The organism is Vulcanococcus limneticus LL, from assembly GCF_002252705.1.
GTDB classification, from domain to species: Bacteria; Cyanobacteriota; Cyanobacteriia; order PCC-6307; family Cyanobiaceae; genus Vulcanococcus; species Vulcanococcus limneticus.
The window spans coordinates 114,469-134,796 of the sequence record NZ_NQLA01000002.1 but is presented as its reverse complement, the minus strand read 5'-3'; the positions used below and the strand labels follow the sequence as shown (position 1 = coordinate 134,796).

The following is a 20,328-nucleotide window of genomic DNA, read 5'->3' as shown; positions in this document are numbered from 1 at the left end:
GGTGGCCTGGCTGCGGGCCGCTGCCGCCAGGCTCGCAGCCCTCACCGGCCAGTTGCCCGGCGGCGCGCGCCTCTGGGTGGGCCTGGCCAGCTTCGGCTTCGTGCTGGCGGCTCTGGCCGCCAACCTGCGGGCCCTGCTGCAGCTCAGCCTCGATAGCCAGGGCTGGTGGTGGCTGCTGCTGGCGGTGGGGGTGAGCCTGCTCAGCCTGGTGGCCAATGGCCTGGCTTGGGGCGTGGGCCTCCGCTGGCTGGGGCTGCGGCCCCGCTGGCGCGCCACGGTGCTGCTGTTTCTGGCCTCGAACCTGCGCAAGTACCTGCCCGGAGGCATCTGGCACCTGGTGGCCCGGCTGCGGGCGTTGCAGTCGTCCGGGCAGGACGGCCCTGCCGCCGGCGACCCCCTGCCGGCTCCCCTGGCCACGGGTCAGGCCCTGGTGGCGGTGCTGCTCGATCCCCTGCTGATGGCGGTCGCGGCCCTGGCCCTGCTGCCCCTGGGCGGCTGGCAGGCGGGCCTGGGACCCCTCGGCGTGCTGCCGCTGCTGGCCCTGGCCCCGCGCTGGCTGGCGCCGCTGCTGGATCGGCTGGAGCGGCGCCGGGCCGCCCAGCTGCAGCGCCGAGGCCTCCTGGAGCCCGGCCAGATCCCGTCCCCCCAGCTGCGGCTGCCCGGCTACCCCCTGCTGCCGCTGCTGGCGGAGCTGGCCTTCGTGCTGCTGCGCTTCGCCGGCTTCGCCTGCTGCGTGCAGGCCTTTGATGTGGCCTTCACCATCCCCTGGGGCAGCTGGCTGGCCGGCTTCGCCCTCGCCTGGACCGCTGGCCTGGTGGTGCCAGGTGCCCCCGGTGGCCTCGGGGTGTTCGAGGCGGTGCTGCTGCTGCGGCTGGGGGTGTCGGTGCCGGAGGCGCCCCTGCTGGCGGTGGCCCTCAGCTACCGCCTGGTGACCTCCCTTGCCGATCTGGTTGCCGCCAGCACGGCTCGGCTGGATGGGGGGCTGCTGGCCCTGGCGGCCGCCCCCGCCGCCCCGGCCCCCGCCGCTCAGACCCCCGCCCCGGCCGACGAACGGGCGTAGTCCTGCAGGTGCGCCGCCAGGGTCTGCACCAGGCGGCCGCGGGCCTGGCGGGACGTCCAGCCCATGTGGGGCGTGAGGATCAGGTTGGGGACCTGCAGCAGCGGCTCCAGCTCCGGGCCGGGGGGCTCCTGGCTGAGCACATCCAGGGCGGCCCCGGCCAGTCGGCCCTGGCGCAGGGCTTCCACCAGGGCGCCGGTGTCCACCAGGCCGCCGCGGCCCAGGTTCACCAGCAGGGCCGTGGGCTTCAGCCAGCCCAGTCGCTCCGCGTTGATCAACCCGGCGCTGGCGGCCGTGAGCGGGGCGTGCAGGCTCACCACATCGGCGCTGCGCAGGGCAGCTTCCACTTCAGCGGCACTGGAGCGGCTGGTGAGGCCCACGGTCTCCATGCCGAAGGCCGCGCCGATGGCCAGCACGCCCCGGCCGATGTCGCCGGCGCCCACCACCACCAGCCGCTGGCCCTGCAGTTCATCGAATTCCGGCTCCACCAGGGCGAACACCGGGCTGTGCTGCCAGTCGCCGCAGCGCACCCGGTCCCGGCGCGCCTGGATCCGGGTGGCCAGCTCCAGGATCAGGGCCCAGGTCACCTGCACCACCGAGGCGCGGCTGTAGGCGCCGGCGTTGCGCACCGCGATGCCCAGCTCCCGGCAGGCGCCCAGGTCCAGCTGGTCGGTGCCGGTGCTGGCGGTGCAGATCAGCCGCAGGTCCGGCAGCTGGTGCAGCAGTGCCCCATCGAGGGGAATCTTGTTGGTGATCGCGATCGCCGCGCCGACCAGCCGCTCCAGCCGCTGCTCTGGGGCCGTCACGGGCCAGGCCTCCAGCTCGGCCCACGACTCCAGCGGACTCAGATCCACCGGCCCCAGGCTGAGGGCATCGAGGAACACGGCCCGGGGTCGTGCGGGGGTTGGGGGCATGGGCGGAGGCGGCGCCGGCGGTGCGGATGCCACGCAGTCTGGCAGCCCTTCGCAACAGGCATTACTGTTGAGAAGAACTGAGTGGGTGGCCCGGCGTGCCGGCCCCTGCCATCCCCCTCGCGTCACCCCCATGGCGGCGGCCCTGCCCCCAGTCCCGGCTCCCCACCCTCAGGCTGACCAGCTGCGCTCCAGCCTGCACGGCCGCGGCCAGCGGCTCACCCCCCAGCGCCAGCGGGTGCTGGCCCTGTTCGAGCGCATCGGTGAGGGCAGCCATCTCAGCGCCGAGGAGGTGCACCAGCGGCTGCTGCGGGCCGAGGAGCGGGTGTCGCTGGCCACGGTGTATCGCACCCTGCGGCTGCTGAGCTCGATGGAGCTGCTGCGGGAGCTCGAGCTGCCGGAGGGCGGCCGCCGCTTCGAGTTGGCCACCGGCGACGACCATCGCGACCACCACCATCTGGTGTGCGTGCGCTGCGGCCACACCGAGGAATTCGAGAGCCAGGCGGTGCTGCAGGCGGGCGAGCAGGCCGCCGGGCTGCACGGCTTCCGGCTGTTGGAGTGCGTGCTCAACGTGCGCGCCCTCTGCCCCCGCTGTGCCGCCGCCGAGCAGGGCTGAGGGGCGCTCCATGGCTGCCGCCGACTCCCATGCCCCCGCTAGCCAGGGCGGCCCCTGCCCGCAGGCCCGCAGCGTGCAGGCCTGGATCGAGGACCTCCCCGCCTGGGACAGCCAGCATCTGCTGGCCGCTCCGCCCCTGACCGCGACCCAGTGGCGGGTGTGGGGGATGGCCAGCGCCGGCAAGTTCTTTGAGGGACTGGTGGTGTTCATGGGCGGCATTGCCCTGCCGCTGGTCGCGGCCCAGTTCGGCCTTGGGCCCGCCGCCATGGGCCTGGTGACGGCCGCCAGCCTGCTCGGGATCCTGCTGGGGGCCCTGCTGTTGGGCGGTCTGGCGGATCGCTTCGGCCGCCGGCCCGTGTTCATCGGCGAGATGGCCCTGCTGCTCCTGGCCCTGCTGGCCGCGGCCGCCAGCCCTGGCCCCAGCTGGCTGGTGGCGGCCCTGTTCGCCATCGGACTGGCCCTCGGCGCCGACTACCCCACCGCCCACCTGGTGATTTCCGAGAGCATTCCGGCGGCGGCCCGGGGTCGGCTGGTGCTGGCGGCCTTCAGCTTCCAGGCCCTTGGTGCCGTGGCAGGGACAGCCCTGGCAGCGCTGCTGCTGGGCGCCAGGCCGGAGCTGGACACCTGGCGGCTCTTCTATCTGCTGCCGGCCCTGCCGGTGGCCGCCGTGCTCGGGTCCCGGCTGCTGCTGCCGGAGAGCAGCCACTGGTTGATCAGCCGCGGGCGACGGGAGCAGGCCGAGGTCGCCCTGGCCAGGCTGCTGCACCGGCCGGGCCTGAACCTGTTGCAGCCCCATGAGGCCCATCCCCATCTGGAGCCCCACCATCTGGCCGACTGGCGCCACCTGTTCCGTCCCCGTCACCAGCGGGCCCTGGTGCTGGCCTGCCTGCCCTGGTTCCTGCAGGACCTGGCCACCTACGGCATCGGCATCTTCACGCCGGTGATCGTGGCCACGGCCTTCGGCAGCCTGCCGTCCGGGGTGGCGGAGCTGGCGGCGGTGCCGTTGGCTGGGACGCCGACGGGCCCCAGTGGGCCTGCCGCTGGCCTGGCCGAGCTGATCGAGGGGGTGATCGTGGGGGCCCGGGGCACGGCCCTGATCGATCTGGGCTTCCTGGTGGGCATCGGCGTGGCGATCCTGCTGGCGGATCGCTGGGGTCGGATCCCGCTGCAGATCCTGGGCTTCGTGGGCTGCGCCACTGGCCTGCTGATCGCCATGGCCGGCAGCGGGGGCGTCAGTGGTGCCGTGAGTGCTGCCGGCATGGCTGCTGTCGGACCTGGGCGGCCGGCGCACCTTGCCCTGATTGTTCTGGGCTTCGTGGTCTTCCAGTTCATGACGAACCTGGGCCCCAACGCCCAGACCTATCTGATCGCCGGCGAGGTGTTCCCGACGCCGCTGCGGGGCCTCGGCTCGGGCCTGGCGGCGGCGGCGGGCAAGGTGGGGGCCGTGCTGACGGCCTTCCTGTTTCCGGCCCTGCTGCAGCGGCTTGGCACCGGGCCGCTGCTGGCGGCCCTGGCGGCCACGTCGCTGCTGGGGGCTGCCGTGACCTGGTGGTTCCGGATCGAGACCCGCGGCCTCAACCTGGAGCGCCTCTAGCCCGACTGGCCGCGTCGCTCCAGGTTCGGTACCAGGGCGAGGGAGGCTGCCAGGCCCAGCAGCAGGATCAGCAGCGCCGGCACCAGGGCCGCCCCCAGCCGCTCGTCGCTGGCGTACTGGTAGACCCGCACCGACAGGGTGTCGAAGTCGAAGGGGCGCAGGGCGAAGGTGAGCGGCAGCTCCTTCACCGTGTCCACGAACACCAGCAGGGCGCCCACCAGCAAGGGCCCCCGCAGTAGCGGCAGGTGAACCCGCTGCAGCACCTCCGGCCAGCGGCAGCCCAGGCCGGTGGCCGCCTCATCGACGCTGGGGGGGATCCGTTCCAGGGCCGCATCGAGGCCCCCCTTGGCCACCGCCAGGAAGCGGTCGCCGTAGCCCCACACCAGCAGCAGCAGCGGCGCCAGGCCCAGGGGCCCCCCCACCAGCATCAGGGCCAGGGCCAGCACGGTGCCGGGTACGGCGTAGCCCAGGCCCGCCACGAAGCTGAGACGTTGCAGCAGGGGCTGGGCGATCCAGCGCCGCGCGATCGCCAGCAGCAGGCCGCAGGCCACGGTGAGGATTGCGGCCACCAGGGCGAGCACGAGGCTGCGTCCTGCCAGGGCCAGCAGGTCCCCCAGGGGCTGGCTCACCAGTTGATCCAGGCTCATGGCCGCCCACAGCAGTGGCACCCCCAGGCTCAGCAGGGGCGGCAGCAGGCAGCACAGCTGGGCCGCCAGGGCCCGCGGGCCTGCCAGCTGCCAGGAATGCTCCGCCTCGCCTCCGTGGCCCAGGTTCCAGCAGCGGCTGCGGCTCCGCAGCTGCCGCTCGGCCGCCACCAGCAGGCCCACGATCACGAGGGCCACCAGGGCCAGTCCCACCGCGCCCTGGGGGTCCCCTTCCGCCTGCCAGCGCTGCAGGATCCCGGCGGAGAGGGTGGGCACTCCCAGGAGTTCCACCGCCCCGAGTTCGTTCACCACCTCCATGCCGGCCAGGGCGATGCCAGCGCCGATGGCGGGCAGGGCCATCGGCAGCGCCACGCGCCGGAACCCGCCCCAGGGCCCCACCCCCAGGCTGCGGCAGGCCTCCAGCTGGCGCCGGCCACTGATCGAAAAGCTCTCGGTGCTGAGCAGGAACACGTAGGGGTAGGTGCTCAGGGTCAGCACCACCACGGCCCAGAGGGGTCCGTGCACCGGCAGGGTCCAGCGGCTGCCCAGGTCCACCAGGGTCGCGGCCAGCAGGTAGGCCGGCGACGCCATCGGCAGCAGCTGGGCGATCCGCAGCCAGCGGCGGCCGGGAAATCGGCAGCTGGCGGTGAGCCAGCCGTTGGTGGTGCCGAGCAGGGCGCAGCCCAGGCCCACCGCCAGCACCAGGCCCAGGCTGCCGGCCAGCTGCTGCTGGCCCTCGGCCCCCAGGTGGATCAGGCCCTGGCCTCCCGTCAGGGCGAAGCCCCCCAGCCGCAGCAGCGGCAGCAGGGCCAGGCCGCAGAGCACCAGCACCGCCACGGCCAGGCCGCTGCGGTCCTGCAGGAGCTGGCCGGGCCTGGGGGGTAGGGGGGCGGCGGGAGGAGGAGCGGGGGCGGCTGGTGGAGCGGCGACCATTGCTGGAGCGGCGACCACGGCGCGGATCGCTGGGCCGCCACCCTAGGCAGGGCCTGGCTGGAGCCCCATCAGCGGCGGACCGTCACCGGCAACAAAAAAGGCGCCCCTTGGGGCGCCTGGTTGAGGCTGGGGTGAAACCTGCCTTCTGATGGAGCGCTCAGCGGGCTTGGCGAGCCCGCACCGGAACCAGTACGGGCTGCATCAGGCCGCCGCCGCCGTTGTCGTCATCGGAGCCGGCGGTGAGCCAGTAGGCCAGGCCGAACAGCGCCAGGACAGCGGTGAAAAGCACGACATCGGCCATGGAGCTCGGCTCGGGTCGCCCCAACCTAGCCAGGGTTTTCGTGGCGGGTGTGTTCGGTGATGCCGTTGTTCAGCACGTTGACAGCCTGGCCCCAGGCCAGTGCCCGGCGCCAGGCTGTCCGAGGTTCAGGCGAAGCCCTTGCCGGCGTGCTTGGCCACACAGGCCTGCAGCTGTTTGCGCAGCTGGGCGTGGTCCAGCTCCTTGCCGATCAGCACCAGCTGGTTGCGGCGCTCACCCGTCCAGGGAGTGTCGTCGATGGAGAAGCGCTTGCCGGCCAGGTGGAACACGTGCCGCTTGTCGCTCTCGTTGAACCAGAGAATGCCCTTGGCACGGAACACGCCGGCGGGCAGCTGGTTGTCTAGGAAGTTCTGGAATTTCCGCAGGGCGAAGGGGCCGTCGCTGCTGAAGGACAGCGATGTGAAGCCCTCGATCGCGTGCTGATCGGCGGCGTGCGCGTGATCGTGATCGTGGTCGTGGTGATGATCGTGGTCGTGATGCCCGTGGTGGTGGGTGCCATGGCCGTGATCGTGGCTGGCGACACCGTGCTCAGCGACATCGTGCTCGCAGTGGCCGTGGTCGTGGTCGCAGCCGCTGTGGTCATGGCCATCGGCGGGCTGCTCCTGCAGCGCTACCTTGTCCGACTCGAACAGGCCCACGCTCAGCAGCAGCGGCAGGCTCACGTCGCCCTTGACCGAGCGCAGGATCCGGGCGTCGGCCTTGATGTCCCGGAGGTGCCGTTCCAGCTGGTCCAGCCGCTCCTCGCTCACCAGATCGCACTTGTTGAGCAGCAGGATGTCGCCGTACACCACCTGGGCGCGGGCCACGTCGCCCTCGAGGATCGTGTCGTTGAAGTTCTCGGCATCGATCAGGGTGATGATCGAGTCGAGGCGTGTCTGCTCGCGCAGGTCACTGCCCAGGAAGGTCATCGCCACAGGCAGCGGGTCGGCCAGGCCGGTGGTTTCCACCACCAGGTAGTCGACCGGCTCGGGCCTGTCCAGGATCCGGTAGACCGCCTCCAGCAGCTCGCCGTTGATCGAGCAGCAGATGCAGCCGTTGCTCAGCTCTACCATGTCATCGCCGGTGGCGATGATCAGGTCGTTGTCGATGCCGATCTCACCGAACTCGTTGACCAGCACGGCGGTTTTCACACCCTCCTGATTACTGAGAATGTGGTTCAGCAACGTGGTCTTGCCGGCCCCCAGGAAGCCGGTGAGGATCGTCACCGGCAGGGCTGGTCGCTGCGCCTCGGTGCTCAGCGGGTCCGTGCTCAGCGGGTGCGTTGCTGTTGAGCTGGCTGTTGAGCTGGCGGTCATGGCGTCGGAGGCAAGCGGGATGGGCTGCGGGACGGCATCCCAGGCACCAGTCTGGCGTCCCGTCAGAAGCGGAAGGTGGTCTTCACCAGGCCGCCCAGCTGGTTGAAGCTTTCGCCGGCGGGAGTGTCCTGACCGAGGGGCCGGCTCAGGTAGAAGATCGCGGGGGTGATCGCGATCTGATCGCTCACCTGCCACTTGTACCAGGCCTCCAGGGCGACGCCGCCATCGCGGGGTGTCTCGCCGCCGCTGAGGGCCGTGGCGAAGATCGGCTGGCCGATGGCCAGGCCGAGGGCGTTGCCCTTGGCCAGCACGTCGCTCCACTGCAGCCCCACCATCCACGACTGGCTTGTCGTCAGGGACCCGGCTTCCTGGCTCTTGGCATAGCGAGTGCTGTTGATCCCCCAGCCGGCGCTGATCGAGGGGATCCATCCGGCTGAGGCCGGCTGCCAGGAGCCACTGAGTCCGAAGGCGTCGGTGCGGCTGGGGCTGTCGCCCTCGAACACGGCGGTGGTGAAGGGCGTTGCCCCGGGCAGGGCCACACCGCTCTGGACGGCGCTGTAGATCGCCGCCAGGGTCCAGCGCTCCGTGCCGTAGCCCAGCTGCACGGTGCCGGTGCCCTGGCTGTTGCCGTTGCCGATGCCGCCGGTGCTGGGATTGCCGAGGTTGCCTGTGGCGGCCACGTAGCTGGCGCTGATCGCCCAGCCGTTGCTCTGCCACCACAGACCGGCGCCGGGGCCGAGGTTCTTGTTGTAGGCCGCCGGCGCCCCGTTGAGGGTGAGCAGGTTCAGCACCGTGTCGTCGGGATAGGCACTGGGCCAGAGGGCCAGCATGTCCTCCTGGCCAACGCGACCGCCAATCGTGGCGGTGAAGCCGCCGCCGATTGGGGTCTGATAAAAGAGCTTGTCGATGCCTACTGAATCGGCGCCCGAGGCCTCCTGGAAGGCGATCTCCAGGGTCGAGAGGTTTCCGGTGGGACCGGCGCCACCGAAGGCGGTGGACCCGAAGTTCCCGGCCCGCAGCACGGTCCGCAGCAGGTCCTTGCCGCTGAAGCTGGTGTCGAAGCTGAGCTGGACGTCGTAGTTGAAGGTGGTGGCGCCCACCTCCTGGCGGGCCGCCTCGACCGCGCTTCGGGCACTGCCACCGAAGCCATTGGCACCCAGCACAAAGGTGGCCTGGCCGTTGAGCTTGGTGGTGGTGGAAAAGCGGGTGGCCTCCAGCTCACCCACCTTGGCCTCCAGGCCATCCACGCGGCCCTTCAGCACGGCGAGTTCCTTCTCGAACTCCTTCATCAGGCGCTTCAGCTCGTCGGTCACCTCGGTGATCCGATCGAGACAGGCGTTCAGCAGGGCGGCCGCTTCATAGCGGGTGAGAGCCTGGCGGCCCTTGAAGGTGCCGTTGGGATAGCCGGCCACGCAGCCGTAGCGCTCGATCAGGTTGCTCAGCGCCTGGTACGCCCAGTCGGTCGGCTGCACGTCCGAGAACTGGGTGATTGAAGTCACCTGCTCCTCGCTGGCCGCAAAGCCGCTGTAGCGCTTTACCCCGTCGAGGTTGAGCTCGGTGGCGCCGGTGGCCAGGGGGGTGAGCACCGCCGAGAGCGTCAGCAGGGCATGGGCTGGGGTTCGGGAAGGGATGCGGATCATTCGGGTGCAGTGGTGGTGGGCCGCCGGGACCGCGGGGATCGGCGGACTCGCTTCGGGATGATAATGGTTCCCATTGTTAATGTTCTCGGTGGCTGCGGTGGGCTCAGCCATCGCCGCCTCCGTCCCCCTCGCTGCCTTGGCCTGTGTTGCCCAGCTTTCGGGGCGGGTGGCTGGCTGCCTCTAGGGGATTGGCCGAACCTCTTCGCTTTCGTCAGGAGTCCGGCGGTGGTCGGGAACAGGCCGAAGCTGGGACGTCGCATCGGCAGTCCGCAGGCTGGTACACAGGGCTGATTGTGCAGTCACTGTCGGCGCGTTGCTGTAGTGGCGGCACCATTCCCTGGGCCATTGGCAGCACCGGAGCATTCATCTGGCAGGGGCGAATCGCAGCTCCTTGGATGAACGCTCCTGGTCGCGTTGCAGCCGCCGGGCGTCATGCGTGCCCGTGGGAGTTCAGTCGCGTCCGCAACGACAGGAGCCTCCTTTCCACTTGGAGCATTTCTTCTCTTTGCAACCCTTCTTCTTGTCCTGCTGCGGTCTGCGGCTGGATCTGGATGGGTTGTCTCCTTCCGGGCGTCCGATGCTCTGGGCCATGGCTGAGGGCTAGCGGCGTGAAAGGCCGCCCAATGTCCAGGACAGGCTATCGAGCCTTGATTGGCCCTAGGGAATCATTTCCCGTTAATGACATTCCCTTGTAGCTTTCGTCACGTGGAGACCTGATCCCTGCTCCCATCCGTTTCCCGAGCGCCTGTGATTGATTCACTCCGACTTATGGTGGTGATTTGACTGGAAGCCCATGGCGACTTCACCCATTGGCCCGCCGATCGGCACGCATATCGACACACCAATCGGCACACCAATCGCCGCTGACCTTGGCCCCTCCGGTCGTGCGATGGCCCAGCCCATGGATCCCGCGTTGGTTGAAGCCCTGCAGCAGCACCTGGGCCTGGAGCGCTGCGCCAGCGCGGCCTACTTCGCCAAGGCCATCTGGTTTGCCGAGCGGGAGTTGAGGGGATTCGCCCAGTATTTCAAGCAGGAGGCTGCCAGTGAACAGGAGCACGCCGGCCGGTTTGCCGACTACCTGATTGCCCGGGGGCAGGCCGTTCTCCTCCATGAGGTTCCCTCGCCTCGGCAGGCCTGGGCCTCAGCCGAAGAACTTCTGGCGGCTGCCTTTCAGATGGAGGTGGATGTCACGAGTTCGCTGCACCAGCTCTATGCCATGGCCGAGCGCAGCGCCGATGTGCGTACCACGTCCTTTCTCGATCCCCTTGTGGATGGACAGGTGGCCGCGGAACATGAACTGGCGCATCTGATGGGACGGGTCCGCTTCGTTCAGGGCCAGCCCGCCGGGATGCTGATCATCGACGGAGAGCTCAGTAACGGGCTGCACACGCCCGTCAGCCTGGCCTGAGCTTCAGCCCGGCATCGGCCGGCTGGTGATTTCCACCAGGAATTCGATCGCCAGGGGGTCACGCATCTCCTGGGTCTGCCAGATCCGCGCCACCTGCAGGAGTTCATGGCGCCGTTCCAGCAGTCGCTGCCGTTCCTGATGCAGCCGGCGCCACAGGGTGCTGTTCTGGCAGCGGACCAGGGCGTGGCTCAGCTGCACGACCCGTGAGCGGAGGGCGTCCACCTCCCGGCAGAGACTGCCGATCAGGCTGTCGGAGTGTTGGGCCACGGAGGGAATCGGGACGGACATGGCTGAGGAAGCGCCGGCCGCCCCGTGCGGGCGGGTGCACTGGCGCCGCATAGGCGGGGATCAGTTGGCAACCTAGGTGGCCCGCTCGCTTTCTGCAAGCGATTCTCAATTGCACTCCTCGTGGTGCGGTTGCCTGTCGGTGGCGAGGTCGGTGGAGCTTCGGGCTGGGTTCAGCGAATCGCTCGCCACCGGTTCACCAGCTCTCTCTCGCCGGCGCGATCACAGCGGCCTCCGAGGCCTTCGCTGATCGCGCAGGTGTTGGCGGTGAGGGTGGCCATCAGGTTGCCGCTGCCCTCGCTGGTGTCGTCGCCGCCCGTGGCGGAGCGGGCCAGTCCATCGGCCACCAGTGCCTGGCTGGCGATCGGCACCCCGCTCAGCTGGCTGATCCGCTCCAGGTTGCGTGGCGGCGGCAGCTGCTCGGCGAACAGACGGGGCACACGCTCGCGCTGCAGTTGGCGTACCACCCCCTCAAAGGCCTGGGGGCGCAGGCTGCTGCTGCTGCTGCCACCGTCCACCACGGGCAGTTCCCGCAGCCCGTAGCGACGGGCCAGGCTGGTGAAGGCCCGGTGCCCGGTGGCCAGGGGCGGGGCCGTGCTGCCTGGGCCGCGGGGGATGGAGGCCAGCTGGCGGCCGTTCCACTGGTCCAGCTCGCCCAGCAGGGCGATCAGGGCGGCGCTGCGCTCGCGGATGGCGGGCGCGGCCGCCGGCCTGCGTTGGGCCAGGCGTTCGCCCACCAGCTGCGCCATGGCGCTGGCCTGGCGGGGGTCGTGCCACACGTGGGGATCGCGGTCGCCGGCTCCATGGTCGTGGTCATCGCCATCGGCATGGGCCTCGTCGTGGTGCGGATCGTGGCGCTCCTCGGGGCCTCCGTGCTGCGCCGCATCGGCCTGCCCCGGTGTGCCCCCGACCAGCAGGGGGCTGTCCGGCACGGCCAGTTCGGCCACGGGCACGGCTCCGGGCAGCTGGGCGAGGGCGGGCGTGAGGCCGTAGCCGTTGATCAGCACCAGAGAGGCGGCGCCCAGGTCCCGCTTCTGGGCTGGAGTGAGCCGGAACTGGTGCGGATCGTCTCCGGCGGCCAGCAGGCAGCGCACCTGCAGGTCGGGGCCGGCGATGCGGGTGGCGAGGTCGCACAGCACCCCGTCGCCGGCCACGACCACCGGCGCGGTGCTGGGCGCTCCGGTGCTGGCTGGTCCCACGGCCCCGCCTCCGCAGGCCGTGAGGCCCAGCCCTAGCAGGCCGGACACCAGTCCCAGGGCCAGCGTGGCCTCGTTCGCGCGGGCCGGGCTGGCGGTGGCCGCGGCGGGAGCCGCCGAGGCGGTGGGACGGCGCGGGTGCACGGCGTGGATCAATCTAGGCGAACGATAACGGTTCTCATGCCTGCGGCCCCCTTAGCGTTGGGCGGCCTGCGCCTTGGCCTCCCCTGGCTCTCGAGGTTCGCGATCTCTGCGTGCGCCGCGGCGCGATCCTGGCCCTGGATGGCGTGGATTTCGCCCTGGAGCCCGGCAGCCTCACGGCTCTGGTGGGCCCCAATGGCGCCGGCAAGAGCACCCTGCTGCAGGCGATCGAGGGCCAGCTCAGCCCGGTGGCCGGCTCGATCCGACTCGATGGCCAGCCCCTCAGCCCGGCCCTGGCGCGGCAGCGGCTGGCCCTGATGCCCCAGCGCAGCGCGATCGCCTGGCACTTCCCGATCACCGTGCGCGAGCTGGTCGCCCTGGGGCGCCTGGCGGCCACGCGTCCCGGTTGCTGCGACGTGGAGGCCGCGCTGCAGCGCGTCGGCCTGGGAGAGCTGGCCGGCCGCCGGCTCGACCAGCTCTCCGGCGGCCAGCAGCAGCGCGCCCTGCTGGCCCGCACCCTGGTGCAGCCTGCCCGGGTGTTGCTGCTGGATGAGCCCTGTGCTGCCATTGATCCGCCATCCCGCACCCAGCTGCTGGGGGTGATGGGGCAGCTGCGCGATGCCGGCTTCACCCTGCTGGTGAGCAGCCACGACTGGGGCCGCGACCTGGACAGCTACGACCGGGTGCTGGTGTTGGACCGCCGACTGCTCGCCGATGGCACTCCGGCCCAGGTGCGCCGCTCTCTGGGGGATCTGCACGTAGGCAACCACTGCTGCGGCTGATCCACGGCCGGTCGGCCTGGGCTGCGTCTACGGCTGTGCCTGCCGCTGCTGGCAGGCCTCGCACAGTCCGAAGAACTCGAGCGTGTGGAACAGCAGCTGGAAGCCCCGGGCCTGCGGGCCGTGCAGGTGCACGTCCTGCAACGGCATGTCCCGCATCGGACACTGCTCCAGCACCACGCTGGTGCCGCAGTCCACGCAGGTGAGATGGTGCTCATCCCGGTCGGTGGGAGCGAACAGGGCCTCGCCGCTGGGCAGGTGGCGGCAGCGCACCAGCCCCCGCTGCTGCAGTTGCCGCAGGTGCCGGTACACCGTGGCCAGGCCCATGGTCTGGGGGCCCTGGCGCAGCAGGGCGTGCAGGTCCTGCCCCGAGAGCTCCCGATCGGACTGGCGCAGTTGCTCCAGCAGCAGCTGCTGCCGTTCGCTGGGGGCGGCAACCTGGGGAGGCATGGCCGAAGCGGCGACGCGGCAAGCCCCGATCCTATGGAGGGCCCCGCCGGGCCCGCCTGACGCCGGCCGGGGGCACCGGCTCGCCCCAGCCGTGTTTCCCTCCCGTTGCCCCCTCCCCTGACCGCCGCGATGACCGATCTCTGGTGGCTGTTGCCCCTCGTGCTGGCGCTGCTGATCGGAGCCCTCTGCCCGCTCACCGGCACCCTGCTGCTGGTGCAGCGGCGGCTGTTCCAGGCCAACCTGATCTCCCACGCCGTGCTGCCGGGCCTGGCCCTGGCCATCGCCCTGCGTCTCGATCCGGGTCTCGGCGGGGTGCTGAGCGGTGTGGCCGGGGCGCTGCTGGCGGAGCGGTTGAGCCGTGCCGAGGGCCCGGGTGAGGGCGGCGACGAGGCGGTGCTCAACACGGTGCTGGCGGGTTTCCTGGGTCTGGGCGTGCTGCTGATCCCCCTGCTGCACATCCGCGTGGATCTCGAGGCCGTGCTGTTCGGCGACCTGTTGGCCGCCGGCCCCGTCGATCTGCTGCGCAGTCTCCTGGCCCTGGCGGCCCTGGCCCTGCTTCTGGCCCTGCGCTACCGCCAGCTTGTCTACCTCGGGGTGGATCCCACGGGGGCCGCCAGCGCGGGCCTGTCGGTGCGGCGCCTCCGGCTGCTGCTCACGCTCGTTACGGCCTTCACGGTGGTGAGTGCCATGACGGCGGTGGGGGTCGTGCTGGTGATCGCCCTGATGGGGGCGCCGGCCCTGCTGGCCCTGGGCGGGGCCAGCAGCCTGCGCCAGGCGCTGCTGCGGGCCGCGCTGGTGGGCCTGGCCCTCAGCGCCGGGGGCTTCCTGCTGGCGATCCAGCCGGCGGTGAACCTGCCGCCGGGCCCCCTGATCGGGGTGCTGTGCATGGGGCTGCTGCCCCTGGCGGCCCTGCGGCGGGGCTGAGGGGCGGGCGGCCGGTCCTCAGCCGGCAGTGAGCCACTGCACCTGGCGCACCGGCCTGCCCAGCAGCTTCAGATCCAGGCTGCGCCCGTCGATCAGGGCCGGCCGGGCGGCATCCGCAACCCTCGGACTGTTGGCGCCCTGGCGACGCAGGGCCAGCAGCAGCTGGCGGCTGGTGGGGTCGAACTGCAGGCCCGTGCCGGGTTCCAGTTCCCAGCCTGTCAGCGATCGGCGTCCCGCCACGCGGCCGCTCCGCTCCAGGGCCAGCAGCTCCAGCCTCGGCCGCTCCAGGCCCGCGCTCACCAGGACCCACACCCGCTCGCCGCCGCGGTCGCAGGCGGCGGCCAGCAGGGCCTCGTCGCCCAGCCACAGCTGTCGCGGCGCCTGGCCCGGCTCCACGAGCTCCAGGGAGCGGCGGAAGTCCGGCCAGTGACGCCGCAGCAGGGCCCGCCCCCCCACGGGGCAGAAGCCGAGCAGGTCGCGGCTGCCAGGGAGCAGCTGCCGGCGTGGGGGCTGACCCGGCAGGGCCTGCAGGCTGAGGCCCTCCAGCTGGGGCACCACCACCCCACTGCCCTCCGATAGCAGCTGCATCGGCCCGCTGCTGGTCTGGGGCATGGCCATGCGGCCGCCATCCCGGCGCAGCAGGGTCGTGCTGGTGCCGGCCAGAACCTGGCTCCCGGCCTGCACCAGCAGATCGCCGCGCCGGTTGCTGCTCAGGTGGGCGAACACCAAGGGTTGCTCCGAAAGCCGCTCCAGGCGCCCGATCTCGGGTTCCCGCAGCGGGGCGCTGGCCCCATCGCGCCGACCGCCGTTGAGGTTGTGCTGGCGCAGCGGCAGCCGCCAGAGGCTCTGGCGGCCGGCGCTGTCGGAGGCGGCGAAGGCCAGGGCAGAGCCGTTGCCGAGGGGCGTGAGGGTGGGGATCGCGGGCCAGATCGGCGAGAGCGGTCTCCAGCGTCCGTCGTGGCCCAGCAGCTGGACCTGTTCGCCGCCGGCCAGGGCCACCACCGCCAGCAGGCGCGGGCGGGGGTCCCAGCGCCAGCGCTGGGGTGCAAGGGCCAGGCCACGGCGGTCCTGGCCGGCCACCTCCAGCCGCAGCGGTTCCGCCACGGTCTGACCGCTGCCGAGCAGCAGCCGCAGCGGATTGCCGTCGCCCAGCCACTGGTGCGGCAGCGGCGGGTAGAGCCTGCTGTCCCTGGCCACGCTGGCGTTCTGCATCGGCCGGCTGAAGCGCAGGTCCAGGGCGGCCGGCCCCGAACTCGCTGGGGCGACCGCCAGGGACTCCAGCCGCGGTGGTCGCCTCAGCAGCAGCTGCTGCTGCACCAGCGCCAGCAGCAGCCCCCCCGCCAGCACCAGGGCGCCCGTCCGGGTGCTCATGGCTCGAGGGGCCGGGCCGGCCGGCGGATCGGCGTGATCCGGCGCGGGATCACCACGTTTCGCAGCTGCTCCCCGTGGCGCTCCACGCCCATCACCCCCTGGAGCTCCAGCCACTGGTCCGCCCGGGGCTGGCGGCCCGGCGGCCAGCGCACCGCCAGGCCCACGGGGGTGGCGTCGGCCAGGCAGCAGCGCACCAGCAGCCGGGCCAGCTGGGGACGGTCGCCCGGCTGGGGCAGCACGAAGCCGCTGATGCGCACGGGATCCCCGGCGTGCAGGGCGGGATCGGGCTGGCTGCGCAGCAGGCGCACCCAGTCGGTGAGGCTGCGCTGGGCCGGGGGCAGCACGAAGCTCAGCTCCGGTTCCTCCAGCTGTTCGGAGGGGCGGTTCGCCGCCAGGTTCGCGAAGGAGGGATTGGGGGGCAGCGCCAGCACCGCCAGGGCGCATCCGGCTGCCAGGAGCCAAACCAGCTGGCGGCGGCGCTGCCCCAGGACCGGCCCCATGCTCCGGGCCCGGCGCCCGCTGAGGGTCAGCCCCAGATCCAGCAGCGCCAGGCCCAGCAGCAGCACACCGCTGCCCCCCACGAGCGGATGGAAGTCGGCCCTCAGCAGCAGATCCAGCCGTCCGCCCAGGGTGCTCTGCAGCAGCACGGCCCCCCAGAGGCCCAGTCCGAGCACGCGCAGGCCGATCTCCATCACAGCCGCAGCAGGTTGACCCATTGGCCGATCAGCAGCACCGCCAGGCTGGCGCCCGCCACCGTGAGGGCAATGGCCCGGGGCCGTAGCAGCACCCCGAACAGCCCCACGAGCTTCAGATCCACCACCGGCCCCAGCACCAGAAACGCCAGCAGGGCGCCGGGGGTGACCTGGGCGGCGAACCCGAGGGCCAGGAAGGCATCCACGCTGGAGCACACCGACACCACCACCGCCAGGGCCATCAGGCTGAGGATCGAGAGGGTGGGGGCCCCGCCCACCGCCAGCAGCCAGCTGCGCGGCAGCAGGGTCTGCACCAGGGCGGCGATGGCGCAGCCCAGCACCAGCAGCGCCGCCAGATCGAGAAACTCCCGGCCGCCGTGCTCCAGCACCTCGGCCAGAGGGGGTCTGGTGCCGGCGGATCCGCCGGGGACTGCCGATGCAGGGGGCGACAGGCCCGCCGGACCCGCCGGAACGCCCACCAGCCCGCTGCGCCGTTCCAGCAGCCCCACCGCGCTCAGGGGCTGGCTGAGCCGCCGCTCCGCCAGCACGTCCGGCACCAGCAGCTCCGATTCCGGCAGCAGCCGCAGAAGGCTGGCCAGCACCAGGGCCACCGCCAGGGCGCCCAGGGGCCGGGCCGCCAGCAGCCAGGGCTGATTCGGGAAGGCCGCCCAGGTACTGGCCAGCACGATTGGGTTCAGCACCGGCGCGGCGAACAGGAAGCCAAGGGCGGTGCCCAGGGGCGCGCCCCCCGCCAGCAGCCGCCGGGCCACCGGCACGTTGCCGCACTCGCAGGCCGGCAGGGCGAAGCCCAGGGCGGCGCCGGTCAGGGGGCCGAGCAGTGGATGGCGGGGCAGGCGCTGCAGCCATTGCCCGCCAGGGGCCAGCCAGCGGGCCAGGGCGGCGATGGTGACCCCCAGCAACAGGAAGGGCAGCGCCTCCAGCAGCAGGCCCTGAAATACGGCCCAGGCGGTGACCAGCCGCGCCGGGGCGCTCAGTTGAAGCAGCAGGGCCGGGAGCACCATCACGGCGGACTCAGCCCTCAAACCAGTCCGGCAGCCGCTCGAAGCAGGCCGCGTTCTTGCCGTTCTCGCGGGCTTCCACCTTCCAGCAGCAGCTGCGGCCCTGCTCGCGGCCCTGCAGCAGCGCGTTGGCCCAGCCCCACACCAGCTCGGCGCTGGCTTCCATGCCCACATTGGCCATCACCCGCAGGTCCAGGGCGCCCTGCTCATGCAGGGCCTGCCACTGGGCCAGCAGCGGGTCATCGGCATTCACCAGGAAGGTGTGGTCGAACTGGGCGGCCAGCTGCGCCTCCAGCTCCTTGAGGCTGGAGAAGTCCACCACGAAACCGTGCACATCCAGCTCGCGGGCCCGGAACCAGAAGGTGAAGCTGCGGCTGTAGCCGTGCACGAAGCGGCAGTGGCCCGGGTGGCGCCACTGGCGGTGGGTGCAGGGAAAGCCGCTGAAGGTCTTGCTGCAGGTGTAGGCCCCGGCCATGGCGCGCGCATGCTGCTGTCATCTTCAACGAACGGGTGGATCGGCTGTCGGGGGGGCGGGGGATTGGGCGCTGGAGGAGGATCGACCCAACCGGTTCCCCTGCCCGTGGCGGCCAGCCCCCAGCCCAGTGATCTCGGCCCCGACCTCCTCCCCGACATCGGTCCCGACATCGGCACGGATCGCCCTAGTGAGTCCGGCACGGCTTGCACAGGGGAGGGTGCCCGAGAGTTGGCTTGGGATCCTGCTGCCACCGAGCAGCTGCTGGCCCAGTTGCGCTTCAGCGAGGCCGGCCTGATCCCGGCGGTGGCCCAGGACTGGCTCGACGGGGCCGTGCTGATGGTGGCCTGGATGAACCGGGAGGCGATCACCCGCACCCTGGCCAGTGGTGAGGTGCACTATTGGAGCCGCTCGCGCCAGGAGCTCTGGCACAAGGGCGCCACCAGCGGTCACCTCCAGACCCTCAAGGGCCTGCGCTACGACTGCGACGCCGACGTTCTGCTGCTCACGATCGAGCAGCGCGGCGATGTGGCCTGCCACACCGGCGCCCGCAGCTGCTTCTACGACGACGGCCCCGAGTCCACGGCCGGGGGCCCGACCGCCCCGGCCCCCCCGGCCGATGTGTGCACCGAGCTGATGCGGGTGATCGAGGGGCGCCGTGACCGGCCCGAGCCCGGCAGCTACACCAACAAGCTGCTGGAGGGGGGCGATAACCGCATCCTCAAGAAGATCGGCGAGGAGAGCGCCGAGTTCGTGATGGCCTGCAAGGACGACAACGCCGATGAAATCGCCGGCGAGGCGGCGGACATCGTGTTCCATCTGCAGGTGGCCCTGGCCCACCACGGCGTCAGCTGGCGCCAGGTGCAGGAGGTGCTGGCCGCCCGGCGCGGGGCGCCGCGTCGCGGCTGAACGGATCAGGGTCGGCGATCAGCGCCGGATGCCGGGGGGCTGGCGGGCCACTGGCCGAATCGGGTGGGTTGCCTGCGCAGCCAGTCCAGCGTGGCCCGATCCCGGGCGCTGAGCTGCAGCACGGGGCGGGGGCCAGGCACCGCCGCCATCGCGTCGCCTGGATCGGGGCTGTGGCCCCACAGCCCGAAGCCATGGCCCAGCTCATGCAGGGCCGTGGCCTGGATCGCCTCCTGGCGTTGATCCGGGCTGATCAGCACCCGCAGGCTCGGCTCCAGCCGCCAGCTGCCCTGGCGCTCCACCTCCAGCACGGTCAGTTCGGCGCGGCCGTGGCTGGCCCGCAGTCGGCCGCTGCCCTCCGCGCGGCGGGGCGGACGCCGGCGCAGCAGCTGCAGCTGGGCCCGCTCCGGCTCGTCCACGCGGGTGATCGGCAGCAGCGCAGTCCAGCTGGCCAGCGCCTGTTCCACGGCGCTGAGCCAGCGGGTTTCCAGCCAGGCCTGGGGCCCTGCGCTGCTGGCGGGCTCGATCCAAACGCACCAGTGGGGCAGCAGGGCCGGCCCCCAGGGGGTGAAGCGGATGGCCTGGCGGTAGTCGTTGGATCGGGAACCGGGGGCCGAAGGATCAGTCGCGGCGATGGCTGGAGGATCAGCCGCTGAGCCGGCTGGGACGCGGGCTGAAGCCGGCGGCGTGGCCGGCCGAACCGCTTCCTGCTTCGGGCAGTCGGGCGGGTCAGCTGTGGCGGGGGTTGGAGCCAGCACTGGGGCAGCAGCGGCGGCCAGGCCGGCCAGCGGTCCGGCGCCCAAGAGGGTGAGGCCAGTGGCCCAGTGCCCCAGACCGGCGGCCAGCAGCCCCGCGCCCCGGGCCCCCATCAGGCCGCGCCGGGCAGCCCCACGCCGCGGGCCATCAGCGTGGCCAGCAGAGGAACGGCGGCGAAACCCACCAGTTCGATGTTGAGAATCCAGGCCAGACGGTTGGCGAGGGCCTCGCTCACCTGGGGCAGCTCCCCCTTGCGCAGCGGAATTGCCCAGAGGATGTAGGTGATCGTGGGGTAGAGCGACAGGCCCCCCACCGCCAGGTATGTACCCACCTTCCACCAGAACAGTGGGTTTTCGGTGTAGAAGGCGCTGCCCTGGCCGAAGTAGAGCACCCGCAGGATGCCGCTGCCCAGCAGGGCCAGGGCCGCCAGGCCGTAGACGATGTCAGTGATCACCATCAAGGTGGCGTCCCGCTTGCTCGGGTTGGGCTGGATCAGGCGCCGTTCCAGCACCAGGGCGCCGAAGCACACCATGAAGCTCAGGTAGTGCACGTAGGCCACCCCGGCCCGGGAGAGCACGTCGGGGGGGATCGCCGCGAGGCCGGCCATGGGGTGCTGTGCATCAGAGGGGCCGACGGTAGCGAGCCGGCACCTGGCCTGCGGCCCAAGGTCTGCGCAGCGATTGTCCTCCTCAGAGGGCGCGGCGGGTCGCGATTGTTCGGAAAGTCTCCGGATTCTTGTTGCAAAGCAGGAAGGCTTTGTCTTTGGTTATGAAGAACTAAAACTGGATCTCTGAAGGCGCGCGCTGGTTGCGGCAGCTGGCCGCCGAGCCATCCACTCCTCAAGCCTGAAAGGAAGTGGCTTGTGGACATTGGTTTGCGTGAGACAGGTGGCTTTTGGTGAAGTTGGAAGTCTTTCGGTG

Annotated in this window: 21 protein-coding genes; 7 read left to right on the top strand and 14 right to left on the bottom strand. The window is 71.6% G+C overall.

What is annotated here, in order from left to right; translation table 11 throughout:
• Positions 1–10 precede the first annotated feature (10 nt).
• Positions 11–1,060 carry a lysylphosphatidylglycerol synthase domain-containing protein gene (locus CJZ98_RS01880; RefSeq protein ID WP_094587909.1) on the top strand — a complete coding sequence of 350 codons (1,050 nt, stop codon included), beginning with the start codon at positions 11–13 and terminating at the stop codon, positions 1,058–1,060.
• On the opposite strand, the gene CJZ98_RS01875 is transcribed toward CJZ98_RS01880, so the two are convergent.
• The gene (locus CJZ98_RS01875; RefSeq protein WP_094587818.1) at positions 1,027–1,971 is read right to left on the bottom strand and encodes an NAD(P)-dependent oxidoreductase; all 945 of its coding nucleotides are present in this window, start codon (positions 1,969–1,971) and stop codon (positions 1,027–1,029) included. The genes CJZ98_RS01880 and CJZ98_RS01875 overlap by 34 nt on opposite strands.
• A gap of 130 nt (positions 1,972–2,101) precedes the next feature.
• On the opposite strand from CJZ98_RS01875, the gene CJZ98_RS01870 reads away from it, so the two are divergent.
• Together CJZ98_RS01870 and CJZ98_RS01865 are read left to right on the top strand one after the other, a co-directional pair.
• A complete protein-coding gene (locus CJZ98_RS01870) occupies positions 2,102–2,584 on the top strand; it encodes a Fur family transcriptional regulator (protein WP_094587817.1) in 483 nt (160 codons plus the stop codon).
• 10 nt (positions 2,585–2,594) lie between these two features.
• Complete coding sequence (locus CJZ98_RS01865; RefSeq protein ID WP_094587816.1) at positions 2,595–4,178, top strand: MFS transporter; 1,584 nt, start codon at positions 2,595–2,597, stop codon at positions 4,176–4,178.
• Here CJZ98_RS01865 and CJZ98_RS01860 read toward each other — a convergent pair.
• The 4 genes from CJZ98_RS01860 to CJZ98_RS01850 all read right to left on the bottom strand — a co-directional run bounded on the left by CJZ98_RS01860 (position 4,175) and on the right by CJZ98_RS01850 (position 9,009).
• Positions 4,175–5,755, bottom strand: coding sequence for an ABC transporter permease (locus CJZ98_RS01860; protein WP_094587815.1), 1,581 nt, complete (start codon positions 5,753–5,755; stop codon positions 4,175–4,177). The two genes, CJZ98_RS01865 and CJZ98_RS01860, sit on opposite strands and share 4 nt — an antisense overlap.
• 157 nt (positions 5,756–5,912) lie before the next feature.
• Complete coding sequence (locus CJZ98_RS18695) at positions 5,913–6,056, bottom strand: hypothetical protein (RefSeq protein WP_198537417.1); 144 nt, start codon at positions 6,054–6,056, stop codon at positions 5,913–5,915.
• Positions 6,057–6,181: 125 nt separating this feature from the next.
• On the bottom strand, positions 6,182–7,369 hold the full coding sequence (locus CJZ98_RS01855) for a CobW family GTP-binding protein (RefSeq protein ID WP_094587814.1): 1,188 nt from the start codon (positions 7,367–7,369) through the stop codon (positions 6,182–6,184).
• 62 nt (positions 7,370–7,431) lie between these two features.
• Positions 7,432–9,009: an iron uptake porin gene (locus tag CJZ98_RS01850; RefSeq protein WP_094587813.1), complete on the bottom strand. Its 1,578-nt coding sequence runs from the start codon at positions 9,007–9,009 to the stop codon at positions 7,432–7,434.
• 901 nt (positions 9,010–9,910) lie between these two features.
• Here CJZ98_RS01850 and CJZ98_RS01845 point away from each other — a divergent pair.
• Positions 9,911–10,417, top strand: coding sequence for a ferritin (locus CJZ98_RS01845; RefSeq protein ID WP_232756108.1), 507 nt, complete (start codon positions 9,911–9,913; stop codon positions 10,415–10,417).
• A gap of 3 nt (positions 10,418–10,420) precedes the next feature.
• Here CJZ98_RS01845 and CJZ98_RS01840 read toward each other — a convergent pair whose 3' ends face one another.
• Together CJZ98_RS01840 and CJZ98_RS01835 are read right to left on the bottom strand one after the other, a co-directional pair.
• Complete coding sequence (locus tag CJZ98_RS01840) at positions 10,421–10,705, bottom strand: hypothetical protein (protein WP_094587811.1); 285 nt, start codon at positions 10,703–10,705, stop codon at positions 10,421–10,423.
• A 170-nt stretch (positions 10,706–10,875) separates the two neighbouring features.
• Complete coding sequence (locus tag CJZ98_RS01835; RefSeq protein WP_157910833.1) at positions 10,876–12,042, bottom strand: metal ABC transporter substrate-binding protein; 1,167 nt, start codon at positions 12,040–12,042, stop codon at positions 10,876–10,878.
• A 110-nt stretch (positions 12,043–12,152) separates the two neighbouring features.
• Between CJZ98_RS01835 and CJZ98_RS01830 the strand changes: the two genes are divergently transcribed.
• Positions 12,153–12,821 (top strand): metal ABC transporter ATP-binding protein, encoded by a 669-nt coding sequence (locus CJZ98_RS01830; protein ID WP_232756107.1) that lies wholly within the window; start codon positions 12,153–12,155, stop codon positions 12,819–12,821.
• A gap of 27 nt (positions 12,822–12,848) precedes the next feature.
• Here the strand turns inward: CJZ98_RS01830 and CJZ98_RS01825 are convergent, their stop codons facing one another.
• The gene (locus CJZ98_RS01825; protein ID WP_094587809.1) at positions 12,849–13,268 is read right to left on the bottom strand and encodes a Fur family transcriptional regulator; all 420 of its coding nucleotides are present in this window, start codon (positions 13,266–13,268) and stop codon (positions 12,849–12,851) included.
• Positions 13,269–13,397: 129 nt separating this feature from the next.
• Here CJZ98_RS01825 and CJZ98_RS01820 point away from each other — a divergent pair, with 129 nt between their 5' ends.
• The gene (locus tag CJZ98_RS01820; RefSeq protein WP_094587808.1) at positions 13,398–14,192 is read left to right on the top strand and encodes a metal ABC transporter permease; all 795 of its coding nucleotides are present in this window, start codon (positions 13,398–13,400) and stop codon (positions 14,190–14,192) included.
• 18 nt (positions 14,193–14,210) lie between these two features.
• Here the strand turns inward: CJZ98_RS01820 and CJZ98_RS01815 are convergent, their stop codons facing one another.
• The 4 genes from CJZ98_RS01815 to CJZ98_RS01800 are packed head-to-tail and all read right to left on the bottom strand — an operon-like array spanning position 14,211 to position 17,749.
• Positions 14,211–15,563: a hypothetical protein gene (locus CJZ98_RS01815; protein WP_094587807.1), complete on the bottom strand. Its 1,353-nt coding sequence runs from the start codon at positions 15,561–15,563 to the stop codon at positions 14,211–14,213.
• Complete coding sequence (locus CJZ98_RS01810; RefSeq protein WP_094587806.1) at positions 15,560–16,279, bottom strand: TIGR03943 family putative permease subunit; 720 nt, start codon at positions 16,277–16,279, stop codon at positions 15,560–15,562. Before CJZ98_RS01810 ends, CJZ98_RS01815 begins: the two co-directional genes overlap by 4 nt.
• A complete protein-coding gene (locus tag CJZ98_RS01805; protein ID WP_094587805.1) occupies positions 16,255–17,277 on the bottom strand; it encodes a permease in 1,023 nt (340 codons plus the stop codon). The genes CJZ98_RS01810 and CJZ98_RS01805 overlap by 25 nt, the downstream gene beginning before the upstream one ends.
• A gap of 10 nt (positions 17,278–17,287) precedes the next feature.
• Complete coding sequence (locus CJZ98_RS01800; protein WP_094587804.1) at positions 17,288–17,749, bottom strand: 6-carboxytetrahydropterin synthase; 462 nt, start codon at positions 17,747–17,749, stop codon at positions 17,288–17,290.
• A gap of 258 nt (positions 17,750–18,007) precedes the next feature.
• On the opposite strand from CJZ98_RS01800, the gene hisIE reads away from it, so the two are divergent.
• Positions 18,008–18,655, top strand: a complete 648-nt coding sequence (gene hisIE / locus CJZ98_RS01795) for a bifunctional phosphoribosyl-AMP cyclohydrolase/phosphoribosyl-ATP diphosphatase HisIE (protein WP_094587905.1) — start codon at positions 18,008–18,010, stop codon at positions 18,653–18,655.
• 5 nt (positions 18,656–18,660) lie between these two features.
• Here the strand turns inward: hisIE and CJZ98_RS01790 are convergent, their stop codons facing one another.
• The gene (locus tag CJZ98_RS01790; RefSeq protein ID WP_232756106.1) at positions 18,661–19,521 is read right to left on the bottom strand and encodes a zinc metalloprotease; all 861 of its coding nucleotides are present in this window, start codon (positions 19,519–19,521) and stop codon (positions 18,661–18,663) included.
• Entirely contained in the window at positions 19,521–20,015 is a 495-nt protein-coding gene (locus tag CJZ98_RS01785) for a DUF2214 family protein (protein WP_094587803.1), read from the bottom strand. Before CJZ98_RS01785 ends, CJZ98_RS01790 begins: the two co-directional genes overlap by 1 nt.
• Positions 20,016–20,328 lie beyond the last annotated feature (313 nt).